The 17,209-nt window shown below is 36.8% G+C and carries 14 protein-coding genes; 12 read left to right on the top strand and 2 right to left on the bottom strand.

Annotation, left to right across the window (positions count from 1 at the left end; all coding sequences use genetic code 11):
- Positions 1–181 precede the first annotated feature (181 nt).
- From BN990_RS02980 to BN990_RS03005, 6 genes are all read left to right on the top strand, one after another.
- Positions 182–1,258, top strand: coding sequence for a glycosyltransferase family 4 protein (locus BN990_RS02980; protein WP_038242238.1), 1,077 nt, complete (start codon positions 182–184; stop codon positions 1,256–1,258).
- A gap of 114 nt (positions 1,259–1,372) precedes the next feature.
- Positions 1,373–2,779: an NADP-dependent phosphogluconate dehydrogenase gene (gene gndA, locus BN990_RS02985; protein ID WP_031335187.1), complete on the top strand. Its 1,407-nt coding sequence runs from the start codon at positions 1,373–1,375 to the stop codon at positions 2,777–2,779.
- 363 nt (positions 2,780–3,142) lie between these two features.
- A complete protein-coding gene (locus BN990_RS02990) occupies positions 3,143–6,913 on the top strand; it encodes a S8 family serine peptidase (RefSeq protein ID WP_074436613.1) in 3,771 nt (1,256 codons plus the stop codon).
- 89 nt (positions 6,914–7,002) lie between these two features.
- Positions 7,003–7,533, top strand: a complete 531-nt coding sequence (locus BN990_RS02995) for a DUF1572 family protein (RefSeq protein WP_021289774.1) — start codon at positions 7,003–7,005, stop codon at positions 7,531–7,533.
- A gap of 230 nt (positions 7,534–7,763) precedes the next feature.
- Positions 7,764–8,912, top strand: coding sequence for an acyltransferase (locus BN990_RS03000; protein ID WP_021289773.1), 1,149 nt, complete (start codon positions 7,764–7,766; stop codon positions 8,910–8,912).
- Between the two features lie 163 nt (positions 8,913–9,075).
- Positions 9,076–10,539 (top strand): APC family permease, encoded by a 1,464-nt coding sequence (locus BN990_RS03005; protein ID WP_021289772.1) that lies wholly within the window; start codon positions 9,076–9,078, stop codon positions 10,537–10,539.
- 389 nt (positions 10,540–10,928) lie between these two features.
- Here BN990_RS03005 and BN990_RS03010 read toward each other — a convergent pair whose 3' ends face one another.
- Together BN990_RS03010 and tagD are read right to left on the bottom strand one after the other, a co-directional pair.
- The gene (locus BN990_RS03010) at positions 10,929–12,074 is read right to left on the bottom strand and encodes a CDP-glycerol glycerophosphotransferase family protein (protein ID WP_038242243.1); all 1,146 of its coding nucleotides are present in this window, start codon (positions 12,072–12,074) and stop codon (positions 10,929–10,931) included.
- On the bottom strand, positions 12,067–12,465 hold the full coding sequence (gene tagD, locus BN990_RS03015) for a glycerol-3-phosphate cytidylyltransferase (protein WP_021289770.1): 399 nt from the start codon (positions 12,463–12,465) through the stop codon (positions 12,067–12,069). The genes BN990_RS03010 and tagD overlap by 8 nt, the downstream gene beginning before the upstream one ends.
- Before the next feature lie 186 nt (positions 12,466–12,651).
- Between tagD and BN990_RS21460 the strand changes: the two genes are divergently transcribed.
- From BN990_RS21460 to BN990_RS03045, 6 genes are all read left to right on the top strand, one after another.
- Complete coding sequence (locus BN990_RS21460) at positions 12,652–13,383, top strand: glycerophosphodiester phosphodiesterase (RefSeq protein ID WP_021289769.1); 732 nt, start codon at positions 12,652–12,654, stop codon at positions 13,381–13,383.
- Positions 13,384–13,483: 100 nt separating this feature from the next.
- The gene (locus BN990_RS03025) at positions 13,484–14,536 is read left to right on the top strand and encodes a glycosyltransferase family 4 protein (RefSeq protein ID WP_021289768.1); all 1,053 of its coding nucleotides are present in this window, start codon (positions 13,484–13,486) and stop codon (positions 14,534–14,536) included.
- A 62-nt stretch (positions 14,537–14,598) separates the two neighbouring features.
- Positions 14,599–15,795 carry an acyltransferase gene (locus BN990_RS03030; RefSeq protein WP_051739001.1) on the top strand — a complete coding sequence of 399 codons (1,197 nt, stop codon included), beginning with the start codon at positions 14,599–14,601 and terminating at the stop codon, positions 15,793–15,795.
- Complete coding sequence (locus BN990_RS03035) at positions 15,773–16,492, top strand: glycosyltransferase family 2 protein (RefSeq protein ID WP_021289766.1); 720 nt, start codon at positions 15,773–15,775, stop codon at positions 16,490–16,492. Before BN990_RS03030 ends, BN990_RS03035 begins: the two co-directional genes overlap by 23 nt.
- Before the next feature lie 7 nt (positions 16,493–16,499).
- Positions 16,500–16,871 carry a DUF2304 domain-containing protein gene (locus BN990_RS03040; protein WP_038242259.1) on the top strand — a complete coding sequence of 124 codons (372 nt, stop codon included), beginning with the start codon at positions 16,500–16,502 and terminating at the stop codon, positions 16,869–16,871.
- Complete coding sequence (locus tag BN990_RS03045; RefSeq protein WP_021289764.1) at positions 16,868–17,209, top strand: EamA family transporter; 342 nt, start codon at positions 16,868–16,870, stop codon at positions 17,207–17,209. The genes BN990_RS03040 and BN990_RS03045 overlap by 4 nt, the downstream gene beginning before the upstream one ends.

The raw sequence follows: 17,209 nt of genomic DNA on the forward strand, positions 1-17,209 counted from the left end.
TTATACTGCAGTTGCATAGGTGAAAGGCTGATTTGTACGTCAGCCTCTTTTTTATAAGTTCAAACGTTTCTTCATAGACAATGATTTGCTAAAACCAACGAATATCCGCTATAATTTAACCAATTATGTAACCGACAATATAGGCAGCTAAGAATTACAGCAAAGATGCTAGGAGAATGATATGTTGAATGTTTTGGATTTACTAATAGCGTTTGTCATCGCAATCTTAACTGCTTTTCTAACAACCTACCCGGTAAAGAAATTTGCAACGCTTGTCGGTGCAGTTGATTTTCCTAATCACCGGAAAATACATACAAAGGTAACACCTCGACTAGGTGGCATTGCTATCTTTTTGGGGACAATAGCTGGTTTGCTCTATTTGCAGCCAGTGCATCCACATCTACCAGAAATTGCTGCAGGTGCAGTAGTAATTGTGTTAACAGGTGCAATCGATGATCGATTTACAATTCAACCTGTGGTAAAGTTAACAGGTCAACTAATTGCTGCATCGTTTTTAATATCTTCCGGTTTAATTATTGAAAGACTTACGTTACCTTTCTTTGGTACCGTAGAGTTGGGGTTTATTAGTGTACTCATTACGGTTTTGTGGGTGGTTGGTGTAACCAATGCAATTAATCTAATTGATGGTTTGGATGGGTTAGCGACAGGAGTTTCAACAATTGCATTAATTAGTATTTGTATGATGGCTTTTATTGATATGCAAGTAGTTGCTGCATATTTCTGTATCGCTTTAATTGGAAGTAATTTAGGCTTTTTATATCATAACTTTTATCCTGCCAAAATCTATATGGGCGATACAGGATCTAATTTTCTCGGGTATATGATTGCCGTTGTATCCATGTTAGGTCTCTTCAAAAACATTGCGTTATTTAGTTTTATCATCCCAATCATTGTTCTCGCAGTACCAATCTTTGATACATTATTTGCAGTTATTCGTAGAGCTTACAACAAAGAAAGTATCATGATGGCAGATAATAAGCATGTTCACTATCAACTCTTACAAGCCGGGTATAGCCATCGAAAAACGGTGTTGATTATTTATGCATTCAGTATCCTATTTGGTACGATGGCTATATTGTTTTCCTTTGCAAGTATGACTACAGCGTTTCTTATTACCATTTTAGTGCTGCTCCTGATTCATCTATTTGCAGAAATGGCTGGAATCGTCATGGGAGGTAAACGCCCAATGCTTGACTTTATTAGGCGAATATTGAAAAAGAACAGGGATAAATCATAAGTGTTTTATAAATACCGGAAATTTACTATAATGAAGGTAGATTTGGTGGTTAAGGAGTTCGTCACATCAAATTTAAACGATTTGTATCGTAGTAGAAAGGAATGGCATATTTTCATGGAACAACAAATTGGTGTTATCGGTTTAGCGGTAATGGGGAAAAACCTAGCGTTAAACATTGAAAGTCGAGGGTACTCCGTTGCTGTTTATAACCGTTCTGGCGATAAAACAGAGGCTTTTTTAGAAAATGAAGCTAAAGGAAAGAACTTTAAAGGGTCGAAAACGATTGAAGAATTTGTTCAATCGCTTGAAAAGCCGAGAAAGATTATGTTGATGGTAAAAGCAGGGAGGCCAACAGATGCGACCATTGAGTCGCTGCTTCCGCATTTAGATAAAGGTGATATTCTTATTGATGGTGGGAATACATTATATGAAGAGACGATTCGCAGGAATAAGTTATTGGAAGATAAAGGAATTCACTTTATTGGGACAGGTGTATCTGGAGGAGAAGAAGGAGCATTAAAAGGACCTTCCATTATGCCTGGTGGCCAAAAAGAGGCGTATGACTTAGTCGCGCCAATTTTTGAGGCGATTTCTGCAAAAGTAGATGGAGAGGCTTGTACAACATACATAGGTCCAGATGGAGCAGGACACTATGTAAAAATGGTTCATAATGGCATTGAATACGGGGATATGCAGCTTATTTCCGAGGCTTATTATATTTTAAAACATGTGTTAGGTTTGGACACGGATGAATTACATGAGGTTTTTGCCGAATGGAATAAAGGTGAATTAGACAGTTATTTAATCGAAATTACGGCGGATATCTTTACAAAAAAAGACCAAGAAACTGGAAAACCATTAGTCGAAGTCATTTTAGATACTGCAGGACAAAAAGGAACAGGTAAATGGACAAGCAAGAATGCCCTTGACTTAGGGGTACCACTTCCATTAATTACGGAATCTGTTTTTGCAAGGTTTATTTCAGCAATGAAAGAGGAACGCGTGAAGGCAAGTAAACAATTGCAAGGTCCAGCTGTACTTTCATATTCCGGGGACAAACAAGAACTAATTGAAGCGGTACGTAAAGCATTGTACATGAGTAAAATTTGTTCTTATGCTCAAGGATTTGCACAAATGCGTGCTCAATCAGAAGAAAATGGCTGGAATCTACGATATGGTGATATTGCAATGATCTGGCGTGGTGGTTGCATTATACGTGCGCATTTCTTACAAAAGATTAAAGATGCGTATGATCGTGAACCAGGATTAGCTAACCTAATGTTAGATCCTTACTTCAAAGAGATTGTTGAAGGGTATCAGGATGCATTACGTGAAGTCGTTGCAATTGCAATAAAACAAGGAATAGCTGTTCCGGCATTTTCAAGTGCAATTGCTTATTACGATAGTTACCGTGCAGAAGACTTACCTGCTAACTTACTCCAAGCACAACGGGATTATTTTGGTGCACATACGTACCAACGAAAAGACAAAGAAGGCGTATTCCATACGAACTGGTTATAAATGAATCGTAGATTTTAAAAACTACACCTCACTTAGGGGGGTAGTTTTTTACTTTGATTCATTTTGAAAATGAAAGAGAGAGTTTTATTTTACCAAAGTAATCCCTCTTCCGGGTCTTTAGTCACGATTATCGTAAGGACTTAAATTGTCATATATTGGATAAGTATGGCAAAAATAAAATAAAACAAATGAATAAGTTGCCGATCCACAACTTATTATGTAACTTATCGACTAGGACTTTAGATACTGGTGTAATTTTCTGAAATTTAATATGATTGTTATAATCTGAATATTAAGTCTTAGTACATTCAGAGGGAGGAGGCTCACTTTAGTCTAGTAAACTATGAAGAGGGGGAGAAGTCAATGAAGGGAAAACCGAGAATAAGACGGACTATTCTTATTTTATTTGTATTCTTACTCACGTTCAGTAATTTTTCTACAGTAAATGCTATCAGTCAATTATCTGGACAAGCGTTAAAGAAAACGGAATTATCCAAGGATAAACTGAATGCAACAGAAGATCCTGATAAAGAGGTACGTGTCATTGTTGAAGTAGATGATCAGCCTGCTATTGAAGTAGCCACAAAACGAGGGATAACCTTTAATAGTATGGCTGAAAGTGAGAAAAAGAAATTAGAAGTAGATGCGAAAAAGAAACAAAAAACAATTAAATCAGAAATGACACAACAGAAAGTAGAAGCAGAATACTTACAAGAGTTTACGACGGTCGTAAATGGTTTTAGTGCAGAAATAAAGCAAGGTGACATAGAAAAAGTTAGTTCGATTCCTAGCGTCAAAGAGGTTCATGTAGTGAATAAGTATGAACGTCCAATTGCAAAGCCTAATATGAAATACAGCAAAGAGCTCGTAGAGGCACAACAAGCATGGAGAGATTATGGTTTCAAGGGTGAAGGAATGGTTGTTGGAATTATTGATACTGGAATTGATCCTACTCACCAGGATATGGTGCTTTCTGACAATGAGTCAGCAGCTCTCACAGAAGATACCGTGAATGGGATTATTGAAGAGGAGGACCTTCCAGGCGGTTATTATACCAATAAAGTACCATATGGATATAACTATATGGATGAGAATGACGAAATAAGAGAAATACATGCAGAGGCAAACTATCATGGGATGCATGTAGCTGGTACGGTTGCCGCTAATGGTGATGAAGAAAATGGGGGAGTGCTAGGGATAGCTCCAGAGGCTCAATTACTTGCACTTAAAGTATTTGGGAATGATCCAGAGATGCAATATACGTTTGGTGATATCTATATAAAAGCAATTGATGATGCGATTAAGTTAGGTGTGGATGCTCTAAATATGAGCCTTGGTTCGCCATCAGGTTTTGTGGACGCAGATTCACCTGAACAACAAGCGGTAACGCGTGCGGTAGACAATGGTGTACTAATGTCAATATCCGCCGGGAACTCTGCATTGTTTGCTGATGGCTATTTTTACCCATACTCTTCCAATCCAGATTACGGGCTAGTAGGTTCACCTGGAGTAGCTGATGATTCTTTACAGGTAGCTTCTTATGAAAATACATTCATGGAAGTAGATGAACTTGATTACACGATTGATGGGGATTCAGGAACGGCAGCATTTTTATCGGCTGGTCAGACAAGTCCTCCGACTGATGGTTCAGCCTTTGAGGTCATTGAGGCGGGCTTAGGATATCCTGAAGATTTTGAAGGAAAAGAAGTAGAAGGAAAGTATGCGTTAATCCAAAGAGGAGAACTTGCATTTACTGAAAAAGCATTGAATGCACAAGAAAATGGTGCTGCTGGTGTAATTATCTACAATAATACAGATGGTATTGTTAATATGGCAACAGACGCAGCAATTACGATACCGCAGTTATTTATGCTAAAAAGTGATGGAGATCAATTGGCTGAGGCACTTAACAATGGACAAGCTGTAACCGTTGGATTCTCAGGAGATACAGCAACAATTGATAATCCTGATGCTGGAAAGATGAGTGCTTTCACATCTTGGGGATTAACGCCAAATCTAGACTTTAAACCAGAAATTACGGCTCCAGGCGGGCAAATCTATTCGACATTGAATGATAACCAATATGGTTTAATGAGCGGGACATCCATGGCAGCTCCTCATGTATCGGGGGGAAGCGCACTTGTATTGCAACGTGTAGATGAAGAATTTGGATATGAGCAGGCAGATCGAGTTAATCTAGCGAAAAAATTAATGATGAATACTTCTGATCAAGTTGAATTTGAAGGTGAGCCAGTATCTCCACGTCGACAAGGGGCGGGAATCATGCAATTACATGCAGCGTTATCCACGCCAGTTGTTGTGACAGAAGCAGAAACAAATGAGGCCAAAGTGGCTTTGAAAGAGATAGAAGGCGATCAAGTATCGTTTGAATTAACTGCAGAGAATGTAAGTGATGAAGCGGTAACGTATGATGTCAAGGCTAATGTCCAAACGGATACTCCCGTAGATGGCGGAGGCGTTACGGTGACAGCCCCAAATGATTTTGCAGCAAACGATCTTGGAGAGTTGGCGACAATTAATGGAGAAACGAGTACAACCATTGAAGTTCCAGCAAATGATTCCACGACATTTACCGTTACAATCGATATAAGTTCCGTAGATGATTCACTATCAGAGATCTTTACAAATGGATATTGGCTCGAGGGATTTGTAACATTAACGGATCCGACAGATACTAACCCCGAATTGGCTGTTCCTTATGTAGGATTTAAAGGAGAATGGGACGATGCTCCAATTTTTGATGAACCTATCTGGGATGAGGATTCATTCTATGGAATGACATCTGTTGTCACATCATTAGGAGAAGACGATGCTGGAGAAATGCAATATGGTTATTTAGGAGAAGATTTAGCTACTGGTGAAGTAGATCCAGAAAAGATTGCATTCTCTCCAAATGGCGATGGTGTACAGGACGATGCACTCATGATGCTGTCATTCCTAAGAAATGCAAAGGATGCGAAGTTTACTGTTCTTAATAAAGATGGGAAGAAGGTAAGGACGATTCGCTTAGAATCCGAATTAACAAAAAATCATTATGATTCTGGTGCAGCGGCCTATTACTCTATTTCCGGTGCAAGAGCTTGGGACGGGAAAATAAAAGGGGAACAGGCACCTGAAGGTAATTATTATCTTCAAGTAGAAGCTGTAATTGATTTTGAGGGAGCAGAATGGCAAAGCCTGCAATTACCAGTTATATTGGATAATACGGCTCCAGAAGTAGAAGCAAGTTATAGCTTTGATAACGAACTTTTAACGGTCAATGCCACAGATAAAGGAGAAGGTAGTGGCGTCGCCTATTGGGATGTATTTGTTAATGGAGAACCTGTCTTAGAAGAACCTTATGTCGATGGGGAAACGGAACATCCATTAACGGGAATTGAACCGGAAGATACCATTACGGTTGTAACAGCGGATTACGCCGGTAATGAAGTGGAAGTGGATGCGGAAATGGTGGAACCGGACACAACCGTTCCAGATTTACATTTACTTACACCTGAAATGAATGGCGTTGATGCAGATAGGGAAGTTATTTTTGAGGGATATGTTACAGATGAATCCGGTGTAAAAGAAGTTACCATTGATGGAGAAAAAGCCGAGCTTATTTACAATGAAGCAGAAGAGCGTTATGACTTTTCATTACCGATGGATCATAAAAAAGATGGCTACTACTTTAAACATATTAAGGCAGTCGATCATGTTGGAAATGAAACAGAAATTGGGCGCAGGTACTTCGTTGATAGTTCAAAAGCAAAATTAAACGTAAAAGGGAAAAAGAAAACCAAATCAGACTCGATCACACTAACCGCCAAAGTGAAGGACAACTTTGATGATATTAATTTATTTGTTGATGGCGACCATGTCTTTACACATGAACTCTCTAAACCTTATGGTAAGAATAAATTTAAGGATGAAATTGAAGTTGAACTAGATCTTGAAGAAGGTGAGAATGAATTTGAATTTAAAGTTGTGGATCTAGCAGGTCATGAGACAGTCGAAACGGTTACGGTAACTCAATTAAATAATGATAAAGAAGAAGATAATGACAATCCATTAGGGTTTATTTTTAATCAACTATGGTTGATTTTCGGCAAGCTATGGGGGATCTTCGGCTAGAATAAAGAACAGCTTCCTAAAGGAGCTGTTCTTTATTACAGCTGTCATAGTGTGTATGTAGAAACTACATAATAGAGGAGGAGATTTATATGGCAATTGGTATAATCTATCTTCAGGTTATTCAAAAACGGTTCAAACAAGTAAAAGATCAAGGTGAAAAAGCAATGGCTCAACTGAATGATAATGAGATTCACTGGAAACCCAACGAAGTATCAAACAGTGTTGCTGTAATAGTAAAACATATGAGCGGAAATATGCATTCAAGATGGAAGGACTTTCTAACTACTGATGGAGAGAAGTCAGATCGTAATCGCGATCAGGAGTTTGTCGATACCATTGCTACAAACCAAGAAATGTTCGAGTTATGGGAGAAAGGGTGGGAAGTTTTGTTTACTGCTCTTAATCATCTACATGAGCATGATTTAGAAAAGCATATCAGCATCCGCGGGGAAGCACTTGTCATCATTGATGCAATTGAGCGACAACTCGCCCATTATGCTTCTCATGTTGGGCAGATTCTCTATATAAGCAAGCAGCTAAAGGGTGATACATGGCAAACCTTAAGTATCCCAAAAGGAAAATCAGAAGCATATTTGAGGGGAGATAGCTTAAATAGTTAAACAGAACTTCTAATCTTTTATTTAAGTTCTGTAAGTTGAAAACCACAAAAGTTGTGGTTTTTTTTATGCAATATATTAAATTTTAGCAACGAAAGTTAATAAGCATTTACAAATATATTAAATACCGCACACCTTGCTGCCGACGTCCGAAAGAGTATGAATAGATGGTGTTACGTTTACACTAACTTATTAAACATAATAGGTAACAATATGAAAGGAAGGTAAACACCATGGGACGCAATTATAGTATTGATTATTTTAAATTCTATGCAATATTTGCTGTTGTCTGTATCCATACCGGTACGTTAAGTGATACGAAGCTTGGTAATATAGCAGGTGATGATATCGATTTTGTTATTGATACATTAGCTCGGTTTGCAGTACCTTTTTTCTTTGTTGTATCGGGCTATTTGTTTATTAGTAAATTGAAAAGCATCCAACAACAGCATGATAAACCGTTTGTTTATCAGTGGGCATACTTCAAGAAATATACTTGGAAGTTAGTTAAGCTTTGGCTAGCCTGGTTTTTCTTTTATTACCTCTTTAGTTTGGGTATTAAATTTATCGATACGCCTAAAACAATACCAGCCTTACAGGAGATGTTTTGGAATTATACAAAGGATGTTTTTACATTAGATCTGTTCTATTATGGGGCTGGTTTTACACAGTATCATTTATGGTTTCTATTAGCGCTTATCTGGTCGGTTAGTCTTTTGTTTTTGTTTACCAAATGTAGGTTACTTCGTATCCTATTTTTAATTAGTTTAGGATTAAATCTTGTTGGGCTGTTTGGACAATCCTATACTTCCTTTTTTGAGGTACCGATAAATACACGAGATACCTTGTTCTTTGCTTTATTCTACATTTCGCTAGGTGGCATCTTTGCTCAATATGTTGAGAAGTGGAAGAAATTATCGGATAGAATACCGGTATTTATATATGTAGGTCTTCTCCTGTTATTTGCTATTACGCAAGTTGGTGAAGGGTTTATTACTTTACGTTTAATGGACGGGGAAGAAGGGAATTATTATTTATCTACAATTCCATTTCTAGTAACACTCTTCTTATTCATTCTTAGATATGATCAGATAGGAAAAGGTTCCCTTATATCAAAGATCGGATCAAACGCAGTCGGGATCTATGTATCGCATGTGTTTGTAATGGAAAGCGTACGCATGCTCATGAAAAGTTATGGCTATCAAGATATGCTTGAAACATTAGAGTGGAATCTGTTGTTTACACCGCTGGTATTTATCCTTGCATATCTTATGTATAGTGGATTGCAAAAGGGAAAATTAGTATTGAAAAATAGAATTTCAATGAATGTTCCAGCGTGTAAAGATAGGAAGGTTCCGAATACTCAAGAAATACGGTCATAATGTATTCTGTTCAATTAAAAATGCCACCATCTGCCCGGACGTTCCTTTTCTAGTTGATATGTGAGGAGAAATGGAGTTTGTTTACTGTTCAACTACTGTGATAAAATTTTACAGGTGTGAACGGAACAACTAGGTCCATTTGACCAAAAAAAGGAGATCAATCATGGAAGAGAGAACGACACTGCAAAAATCTTTGAAAGCCCATTGGGTATGGGCTATTGCTTTAGGTTCATCAATTGGTTGGGGAGCATTTGTTCAACCTACTACGTGGATGTCTACAGCTGGACCAATGGGAGTAATTCTTGGCTTCGGTATTGGTGCTTTATTAATGATGCTTATCGCTGTCAGCTATGGTTTCCTTATAAAAAGTTTCCCCGTATCAGGGGGGGAATTCGCATATGCTTTTATTAGTTTAGGACGTACGCATGCGTTTATAAGCGGTTGGTTTTTAACATTAGGTTATATTTGTATTGTAGCTTTGAACGCGTCTGCATTTGCTTTAATGATTAAGTTCGTATTCCCTGCCTTAATCGAGAATTTACATCTTTACCAAATAGCCGGCTGGGATGTTTATGGCATGGAAATTATTATTGCTGCTGTATTGCTAGGGGCATTTGGATATTTTAATATCAAAGGGACTGGCTTATCCGGTCGTATGCAATTTATATTTTGTAGTATTATGATACTTAGTATTGTAGCCATTACCTTTATGGTTGGTGGGCATCCAGGTTCTGGTTTGGCAAATATTCAACCATTATACCCTACGGATACAACGGCTTTTGCAGCAATTATATCAATTGTAGCGATTGCCCCTTGGGCTTATGTAGGTTTTGATAATGTACCACAAGCTGCTGAAGAATTTCATTTTTCTTCAAAAAAAGCTTTTTCATTAATTATTCTTGCTATTTTATTTGCAGCTATTTTATATAGTCTTATGATACTTGCCACAGCGATGATCGAACCTTGGCAGGGGCTTGTAAATGAAAACCATGTTTGGGGTACAGGTGCAGCCATTCAAGAACTGCTTGGTACGATGGGACTTGTGCTATTAGTTACAGCTCTTACGATGGGAGTATTTACAGGATTAAATGGTTTTATTATTTCTTCCAGTCGCTTATTGTTTGCAATGGCTCGTGCGAAGATCTTACCAGAAGCTTTTGCTAGACTTCACCCTAAACACAAAACGCCGTATGTGGGGATTATCTTTACGGTTGTGGTTTCCGCTCTTGCTCCATGGTTCGGGAGAGAAGCTTTATTATGGGTTGTGGACATGTCTTCCATTGGTGTAACCATCGCTTATTTTTATACGTGTTACACAGCCTTTACACTATTCAAGACAAAGAAGGATGAGAAATTTAATCCAAAAAAACATGTGATTTCACCGTTTAAGAAAACACTCTCAGCATTAGGGATGATTGCAAGTATTGTGTTCCTAGCATTGCTGCTTATTCCGGGATCACCAGCCTTTTTAGGAATTGAATCAAGGATCGCTTTATTAGCTTGGATTGTGTTAGGTGGAATTTTCTACCTTGTGAAACGAACGGAGTTTAATAAGATCCCAAAAGAAGAATTAAATTATTTAATATTAGGTTCCAAACAGATTGAAGCAAAGCATCGAGATTCGTAATGAACGAAACAAATTTTTAGTACCATACTCCAAATTCATTAGCTTGCGGAGAAACCGTTGGTTTTCCGCAAGCTTTTTTGCTGTTAGTAACGAAGGTTCCTCCCATTCCACGAACGAGCGCCCGAGCTTCTTCTGAAGCTCACGCTCGGTGATCTCGGCTCAATCGTTCTTCCGTAGAGGTGAAAGGACCTTCTATCCTTGGAGTTCCTTAAGATAGACTGGGCATCTAAAGAAGTCATGCAGATCAACAATGATGGGTGAACTGCATGAATTTTATCTTTTTATGCATAGGTGTCTGCTTTCCAAGCACGGAAATAGCTGTCGAACATTTTCTCGACAGCTTGAAAAAAACCTGGTGGACATTACTCCAGATTTTTTTGACCGGTATGCTAAAGGTGATAAATTGTTTTAATCAATCGGTTTGAAGCGTGACCATCAGAATAGGTATTCCATTCTTTATGGAAATCTGGCATGTGATTCAGGTTAAATCGATTTGCCCTTATTAAATGTATAATCGCTTCGGTTGTCTTTACAATTGGACCTGGAACAAGATTCTCATATTCCTGCCACATTCCTCTTTCTTGTTTATAATCCTCTAAATCATAAGCGAAAAAGATCATTGGACGTTGAAAAAAAGCAAATTCAAATGGAATGGAAGAGTAATCTGTAATTAGTATTTCGGTGATGGTTAATATATGATTCATCGAAAAATGAGAAACATCAAACACAAAATCTGGATAGCGATTGGTAGCTGTAATCTGTTCCGACGGATGAATGCTTAAGAAAAGAAGATATTCATGTTTTAAATGGTCATATAGCTGCTTTATATTTAATTGAACATCTGCTTTCGGCATGTTTCGAAAAGTCGGAGCATATAGGATAATCTTTTTTGTTTGATCGTAACCGATGGAATGCTGAAGCTCATTTTTGACTTGACGTATATGATCTGTTTGATAAAAGAAATCTGTTCTTGGAATTCCAGTACGTCGTAACCGATTATCCGAAATATGGAAGCTTCTTTTGAATATGGATGCCATTTTTTCAGATCCAATCACAACGTCTGTAAAACGCTGATACACTTTTTGGAATCGTGCAATCGCTTTTTTAGAGCGGTATTTGTTGGATGGATCTTGAAGTCCGAACTTTTTAATTGCCCCAGCGGCATGCCACAGTTGAACAACACGTACACGATGCCGGAAGTTGGTAACAGCCAATATCCCATAATAATTATCAGCAAAGATAACGTGCGAGGTTGCTAAATGGTAAATAGAGCGCAGCCAATCAAATGGGTGATTAGCATTGAACGGAATAATGGTACGCCGGTCCGTTGACCTGAATTCGAGTTGACATCGTTTTGTTTTTAAAATAATGATCGATTCGTCTGTGTGTTTTTCTAATGCTTCCGCTGTAAAGCGGATGTTATGACCTAAGGAAGCAATCATGGTTGTTTTTTTTCGAATAGGAAAGAATTGAAAAAGATTAAAAACAATTCGAAAGATGATCAGATAAAAAGTAATCAGTAACTCTCTATTCATGTGTAGGTTTTGTTAAATCCTTCTTAATTTTTGTTGTGGATATCCCAATCGTTCTGGGCAAATAAATAACTTCACAAAGTTCTTGTAAATCATCAAACTTTCCTTTCCAATCATCTCCCATAACGAAAACATCAATATGGTATTTTTCAATATCTTTTCTTTTTTGATCCCATGTCTGTTCTGGGATTACTTCATCTACATATTGGATTGCTTCTAGTATCAATTTTCTTTGTTCAAAAGTATAGTATGCCTGTTTTCCTTTTTTTGCATTAAATGTATCTGTAGAGATAGCAACAATTAAGTAGTCACCATATTTCTTGGCACGTCTTAATAAATTGATATGACCAGTATGAAGGATATCGAATGTTCCATAGGTAATTACTTTTTTCATCTCCTGTTACCTCCGTTTTTAACCATTTTATTTGTTTAACACCTTGTTTTAGAAATTTTTTATATTATATTCATCAAATTTACAAACTATTTACTCTTAGCTAATATGCGCTTAATACATTAGATTTATAATGGAATTAATCGAAAATAAACACTACTATTTTCGAAAGCAGAAAGGAGAATGGTGATGACTATTAGAGGTATTGGACATCGAGGTTATCCAGCTAAATATCCAGAAAATACAATGTCTTCTTTTCAAGCTGCTATTGAATTAGGATTTACTCATATCGAATTGGATGTACATCTTAGTAAAGATGGTATCCCAGTTGTTATGCATGATTATAAAATTGATCGAATGACCGATGGGGTTGGCGAAATTCGTGACTATACTCTATCAGAACTTCAGGAATTCTCTATTGAGAAAAACGAAAAAATTCCTACTTTAGAAGAAGTTCTTCGATTAGCTAAAAATCAAGTTATTGTTTCAATAGAAATGAAAAACACAAAATTATATGATTCTGTGGAAGAGAAAGTTTTCGAAATGATTCAAAAGGTTGATATGATTGAGCAAGTTTATGTAATTTCATTTGATCATAAATCACTAGCAAAACTTCGTGAACTTTCAAGTGAAGTCAAAATAGGACCGTTAGTTAATAAATTGAGACGCTCTCATTTTCGACTTATTGAAAAATTGGACGCAAGCTATATTGCTGTGAAACATGATGGCTTAAAAGAAAAATATGTGAATCGTTGCGAAGGGTTAGGTATTCAAGTTGTTGCATGGACAGTGAATAGCGTAGAACAAATGCAACGATTTAAGAAGTATCCTTCTGTTTTGGTAACAACAGATGAATTAGAAAAATATAAAGCTTATCATTATCCAGATACTTCTTCAAAATTACAGAAAGTTATCGTTTAATTTCATACATGTCTAGCACAGAAGTAGGATAAAATAGTTATGCTCTTATGAGCATTTTTATTTTTGTGAAGTCATTAAAAATAATAGGAGGATTCTCCCTGTGAGCTATAGTGGTATTATTATATGTTTAATTGCAGCAATTATTTTAACTCCATTTGTAAAAAAACTGGCAATTGTAATTGGTGCAGTTGATAAACCAAATCATCGAAAAGTACATCAAAAAATGATGCCACGGTTAGGTGGTCTTGCTATTTATAGCAGCTTTTTACTAGGATTTCTCATTTTTCTTCCACAGACGTACAACTATTGGCCAATTTTAATTGGGGCAACGATTATTATGTTTGTCGGCATTTTGGATGATGTAATGCAACTATCTGCTAAGGTGAAGTTTGGTGGGCAACTAATCGCAGCAATGGTGCCTGTGTTTGGCGGGTACACAATTGAATTTATAACGGTGCCATTTGGTGACCGAATTGAATTTGGTATTGCCGCGATACCATTAACAATTATTTGGATTGTAGCCATTACAAACGCGATCAACCTTATTGATGGATTGGACGGGCTAGCGGCAGGAGTATCTTCGATTGCGTTATTAACCATTTCTGTACTGGCTATTTCAATGGGGAATTATCCAATTGCGTTGCTCTCTTTCATGCTATTAGGAAGTACGATTGGATTTTTGGTTTATAATTTCCATCCTGCCAAGATATTTATGGGAGATACTGGATCTCTGTTTCTTGGTTATATGATAAGCGTGATTGCAGTAATGGGCTTATTCAAAAATGTGGCGCTTTTTTCTCTAATGGTTCCAATTATTATTTTGGCTATCCCGATTTTAGATACATTATTTGCGATCATCCGCAGAATTGTACATAAGAAACCATTAGCTGCTCCTGATAAATTCCATTTGCATCATTGTATTATCCGTATGGGCTACAGTCATAGTCAGACGGTAATCATGATTTATGCTTTAAGTGGGTTGTTTAGCTTAGCAGCTGTCATATTAACTCGTTCAGCAATGTGGGGAACGACGATTATTTTGATGACCGTCTTGATAATGGTTGAATTAATTGTGGAAGTAACTGGTCTTGTGAGTGAAAGATATCGACCAATATTGAATTGGATAGAAACAAGTAAAGAAAAATCGAAGTAAGCTAAGCAATGGTTGGCAGTACAAGTTACTTCGGAAATATGATATAGGTAATGGTGATGAGAGTGAATCAATTGCGAAAGAATACACTGGATGAAATACAGCTAGCACGAGCTTTTGCGATTTTGGCAGTACTGGCGGTTCACGGTTCATCGAGCGGTGTGACAAATGTTGAACCAGATTCAGTACTTTTTCCGATTTATAATTTCTTGAATATAGCTGGAAAACTAGGTACGCCAACATTTATTATGCTAAGCAGTTTTGTATTATTTTATAATTACTATCCTAGAGAAACAAACTGGGGATTAATGAAACGATTTTATGGCAAGCGGCTAAAGTTTATTTTAATTCCCTATTTTGTATTTTCTTTACTCTATTTTGTTATAAAAATGGTTGTCTATTATGATTATCCCAGTATTTCCTTTGCCATTAACCGCTTTATAACCTTATTGGCATTAGGGAAAGCACATACTCATTTATATTTCGTCTTTATTAGTGTGCAATTCTACCTACTATTTCCTTTGTTTTTGATTGCCTTTAAGAAATTAACGTTTTTAAGAAAACACGCCATTTGGATTGGCCTCCTATTGCAATGGGGATGGGTTATTCTAAATAACAACTATTTCCATATTCCTTGGAAGGGGTCGATTTCATTATCCTATTTATCTTTTTATTTTATGGGAGCATTTCTGGGAATCTATTATAACGATTTAAAGGCTAAGTGGAAGCAACCACTTTTTAAAGAGAGAATCATCATTCCACTGACCCTTGGTTATGGCGTAATGGTATTTTTATATACCGGTTATATGTATTTATCAAGGATTGGTGTTTTCACAACGATTGGTAATTACTTACCTGGTTTTGTATCTAGTTATATTGGGGAGTTTACATGGGCAACGCATGCTTTATTTGCGGGTGTATTCTTGTTCTATTTAGCTCATCTTGCAAACCAAACATTTCAATTAAGAACCAAAATGGTGTTTATGGAAATAGGGGCAACATCCTTTGGAATTTATCTCATCCACCCCTTGTTCCTAATGGTATTCAGACAGTTAGTTAACTCTGGATCGCCAATCATCTATCACGGATGGCAAGTGATCACATTTATTCTTGTAGGTTTACTCAGCTGGTTGGCTGTACGTGTAACGTATCGATTTATTCCTTTTTATTGGGTGCTATTTGGAAAAATGAATCTGCAAAAATTATTTAAAATTCCAAAGCAGAAGGGAAGTAATATCCATGAATATCAAAACTATTCCTAAGACGATTATTATTGTACCTGCCTATAATGAAGAAGCTAGTATTGCTACCACATTAACAAGTTTAATGGAGTTAAGCAATCAGATCGATAGATTAGAGATATGCGTGGTGAATGACGGATCCACGGACCGAACAAAAGAAATAATTGATACATTTGACATTGTGTCATTACATTTACCCCAAAATCTAGGAATAGGCGGAGCAGTGCAAACAGGTTATAAATATGCATATAACCATGGCTATGAAATTGCAGTTCAATTTGATGCAGATGGCCAGCATAATGTGCATGATTTATTAGAATTAATCGAGCCGATTATAAAGGAGGAAGAAGATATGGTTATCGGCTCTAGGTTCTTGAAGAAAACGGATTATAAGGGGAGTAAAACAAGGAGAATTGGCATTTATTATTTTTATATTGTTTTAAAGCTTCTAACTAAAAAGCGTTTTACTGATCCTACTTCTGGATACCGTGCCATTAATCGTAAAGTAATTACTTTATTTGCTCATCATTATCCCAAAGATTATCCTGAGCCGGAAGTACTTATGCATTTGAATCGCAAAAACATGAGAATTAAAGAAGTCACTGCCAATATGCATGCCCGTCTTGGTGGCGAATCATCGATAACGCCTATGAAGAGCATATATTACTTTGGAAAAGTTACACTTTCCATCCTAATGCAGTCTATTGTTAAGGAGTAAGGCAACAATGAATATCAATTTATTTAGTTTTTTTATTGTTTGTTTGTTCTTTGTCATCGTTATTGAATCTGTTCGGAGAGGGATTCTCGAAACAAAAGATGCATTAATTTGGCTTTTTTTAAGTGTCATCTTGGGGATACTGAGTCTTTCAAGAGGATTGTTGGAACTAATCGCTGATTGGTTAGGAATCGTTTATGCACCGAGTTTATTATTCTTATTTGGTTTACTGAGTACGATTATTATGATTTTTGATTTAACGAGGCGCATCTCGAAATTAAATCAGAAAGTTATTCATTTAACTCAAGAGTTTGCATTACTAAAAGAACAGCAGCGTAATTCAAGCTCAGAATTTGAGGAAAAAAGGAAAGAAAATATATGAATTATCTTTTGCTCGTTGTGAATATTTTGCTTTTAGTTAGTGGTCAAATGTTATGGAAAGTGGGCATGCAGCAAATTGGCACCATGGGGTTAGGAACGATAGTTGAAGTGATAAAATCGCCATATATTATTGGTGGTGGCCTAATCTATGTATTAGCAACAGGCCTTTGGTTATACATATTGTCTAGAATGCCGTTTAGCATTGCCTATCCCTTCCAAAGTCTTGCTTATGTATTAGGTGTTGTTATTGGATACGTTATTTTTAAAGAAACGGTTACCCCAATTCAATGGGCTGGTGCAGCAATTATTGTTTTTGGAGTATATTTAATAGCGAGGTAA

The organism is Virgibacillus salexigens (genome assembly GCF_000723585.1).
Classification (GTDB): domain Bacteria; phylum Bacillota; class Bacilli; order Bacillales; family Amphibacillaceae; genus Virgibacillus; species Virgibacillus salexigens.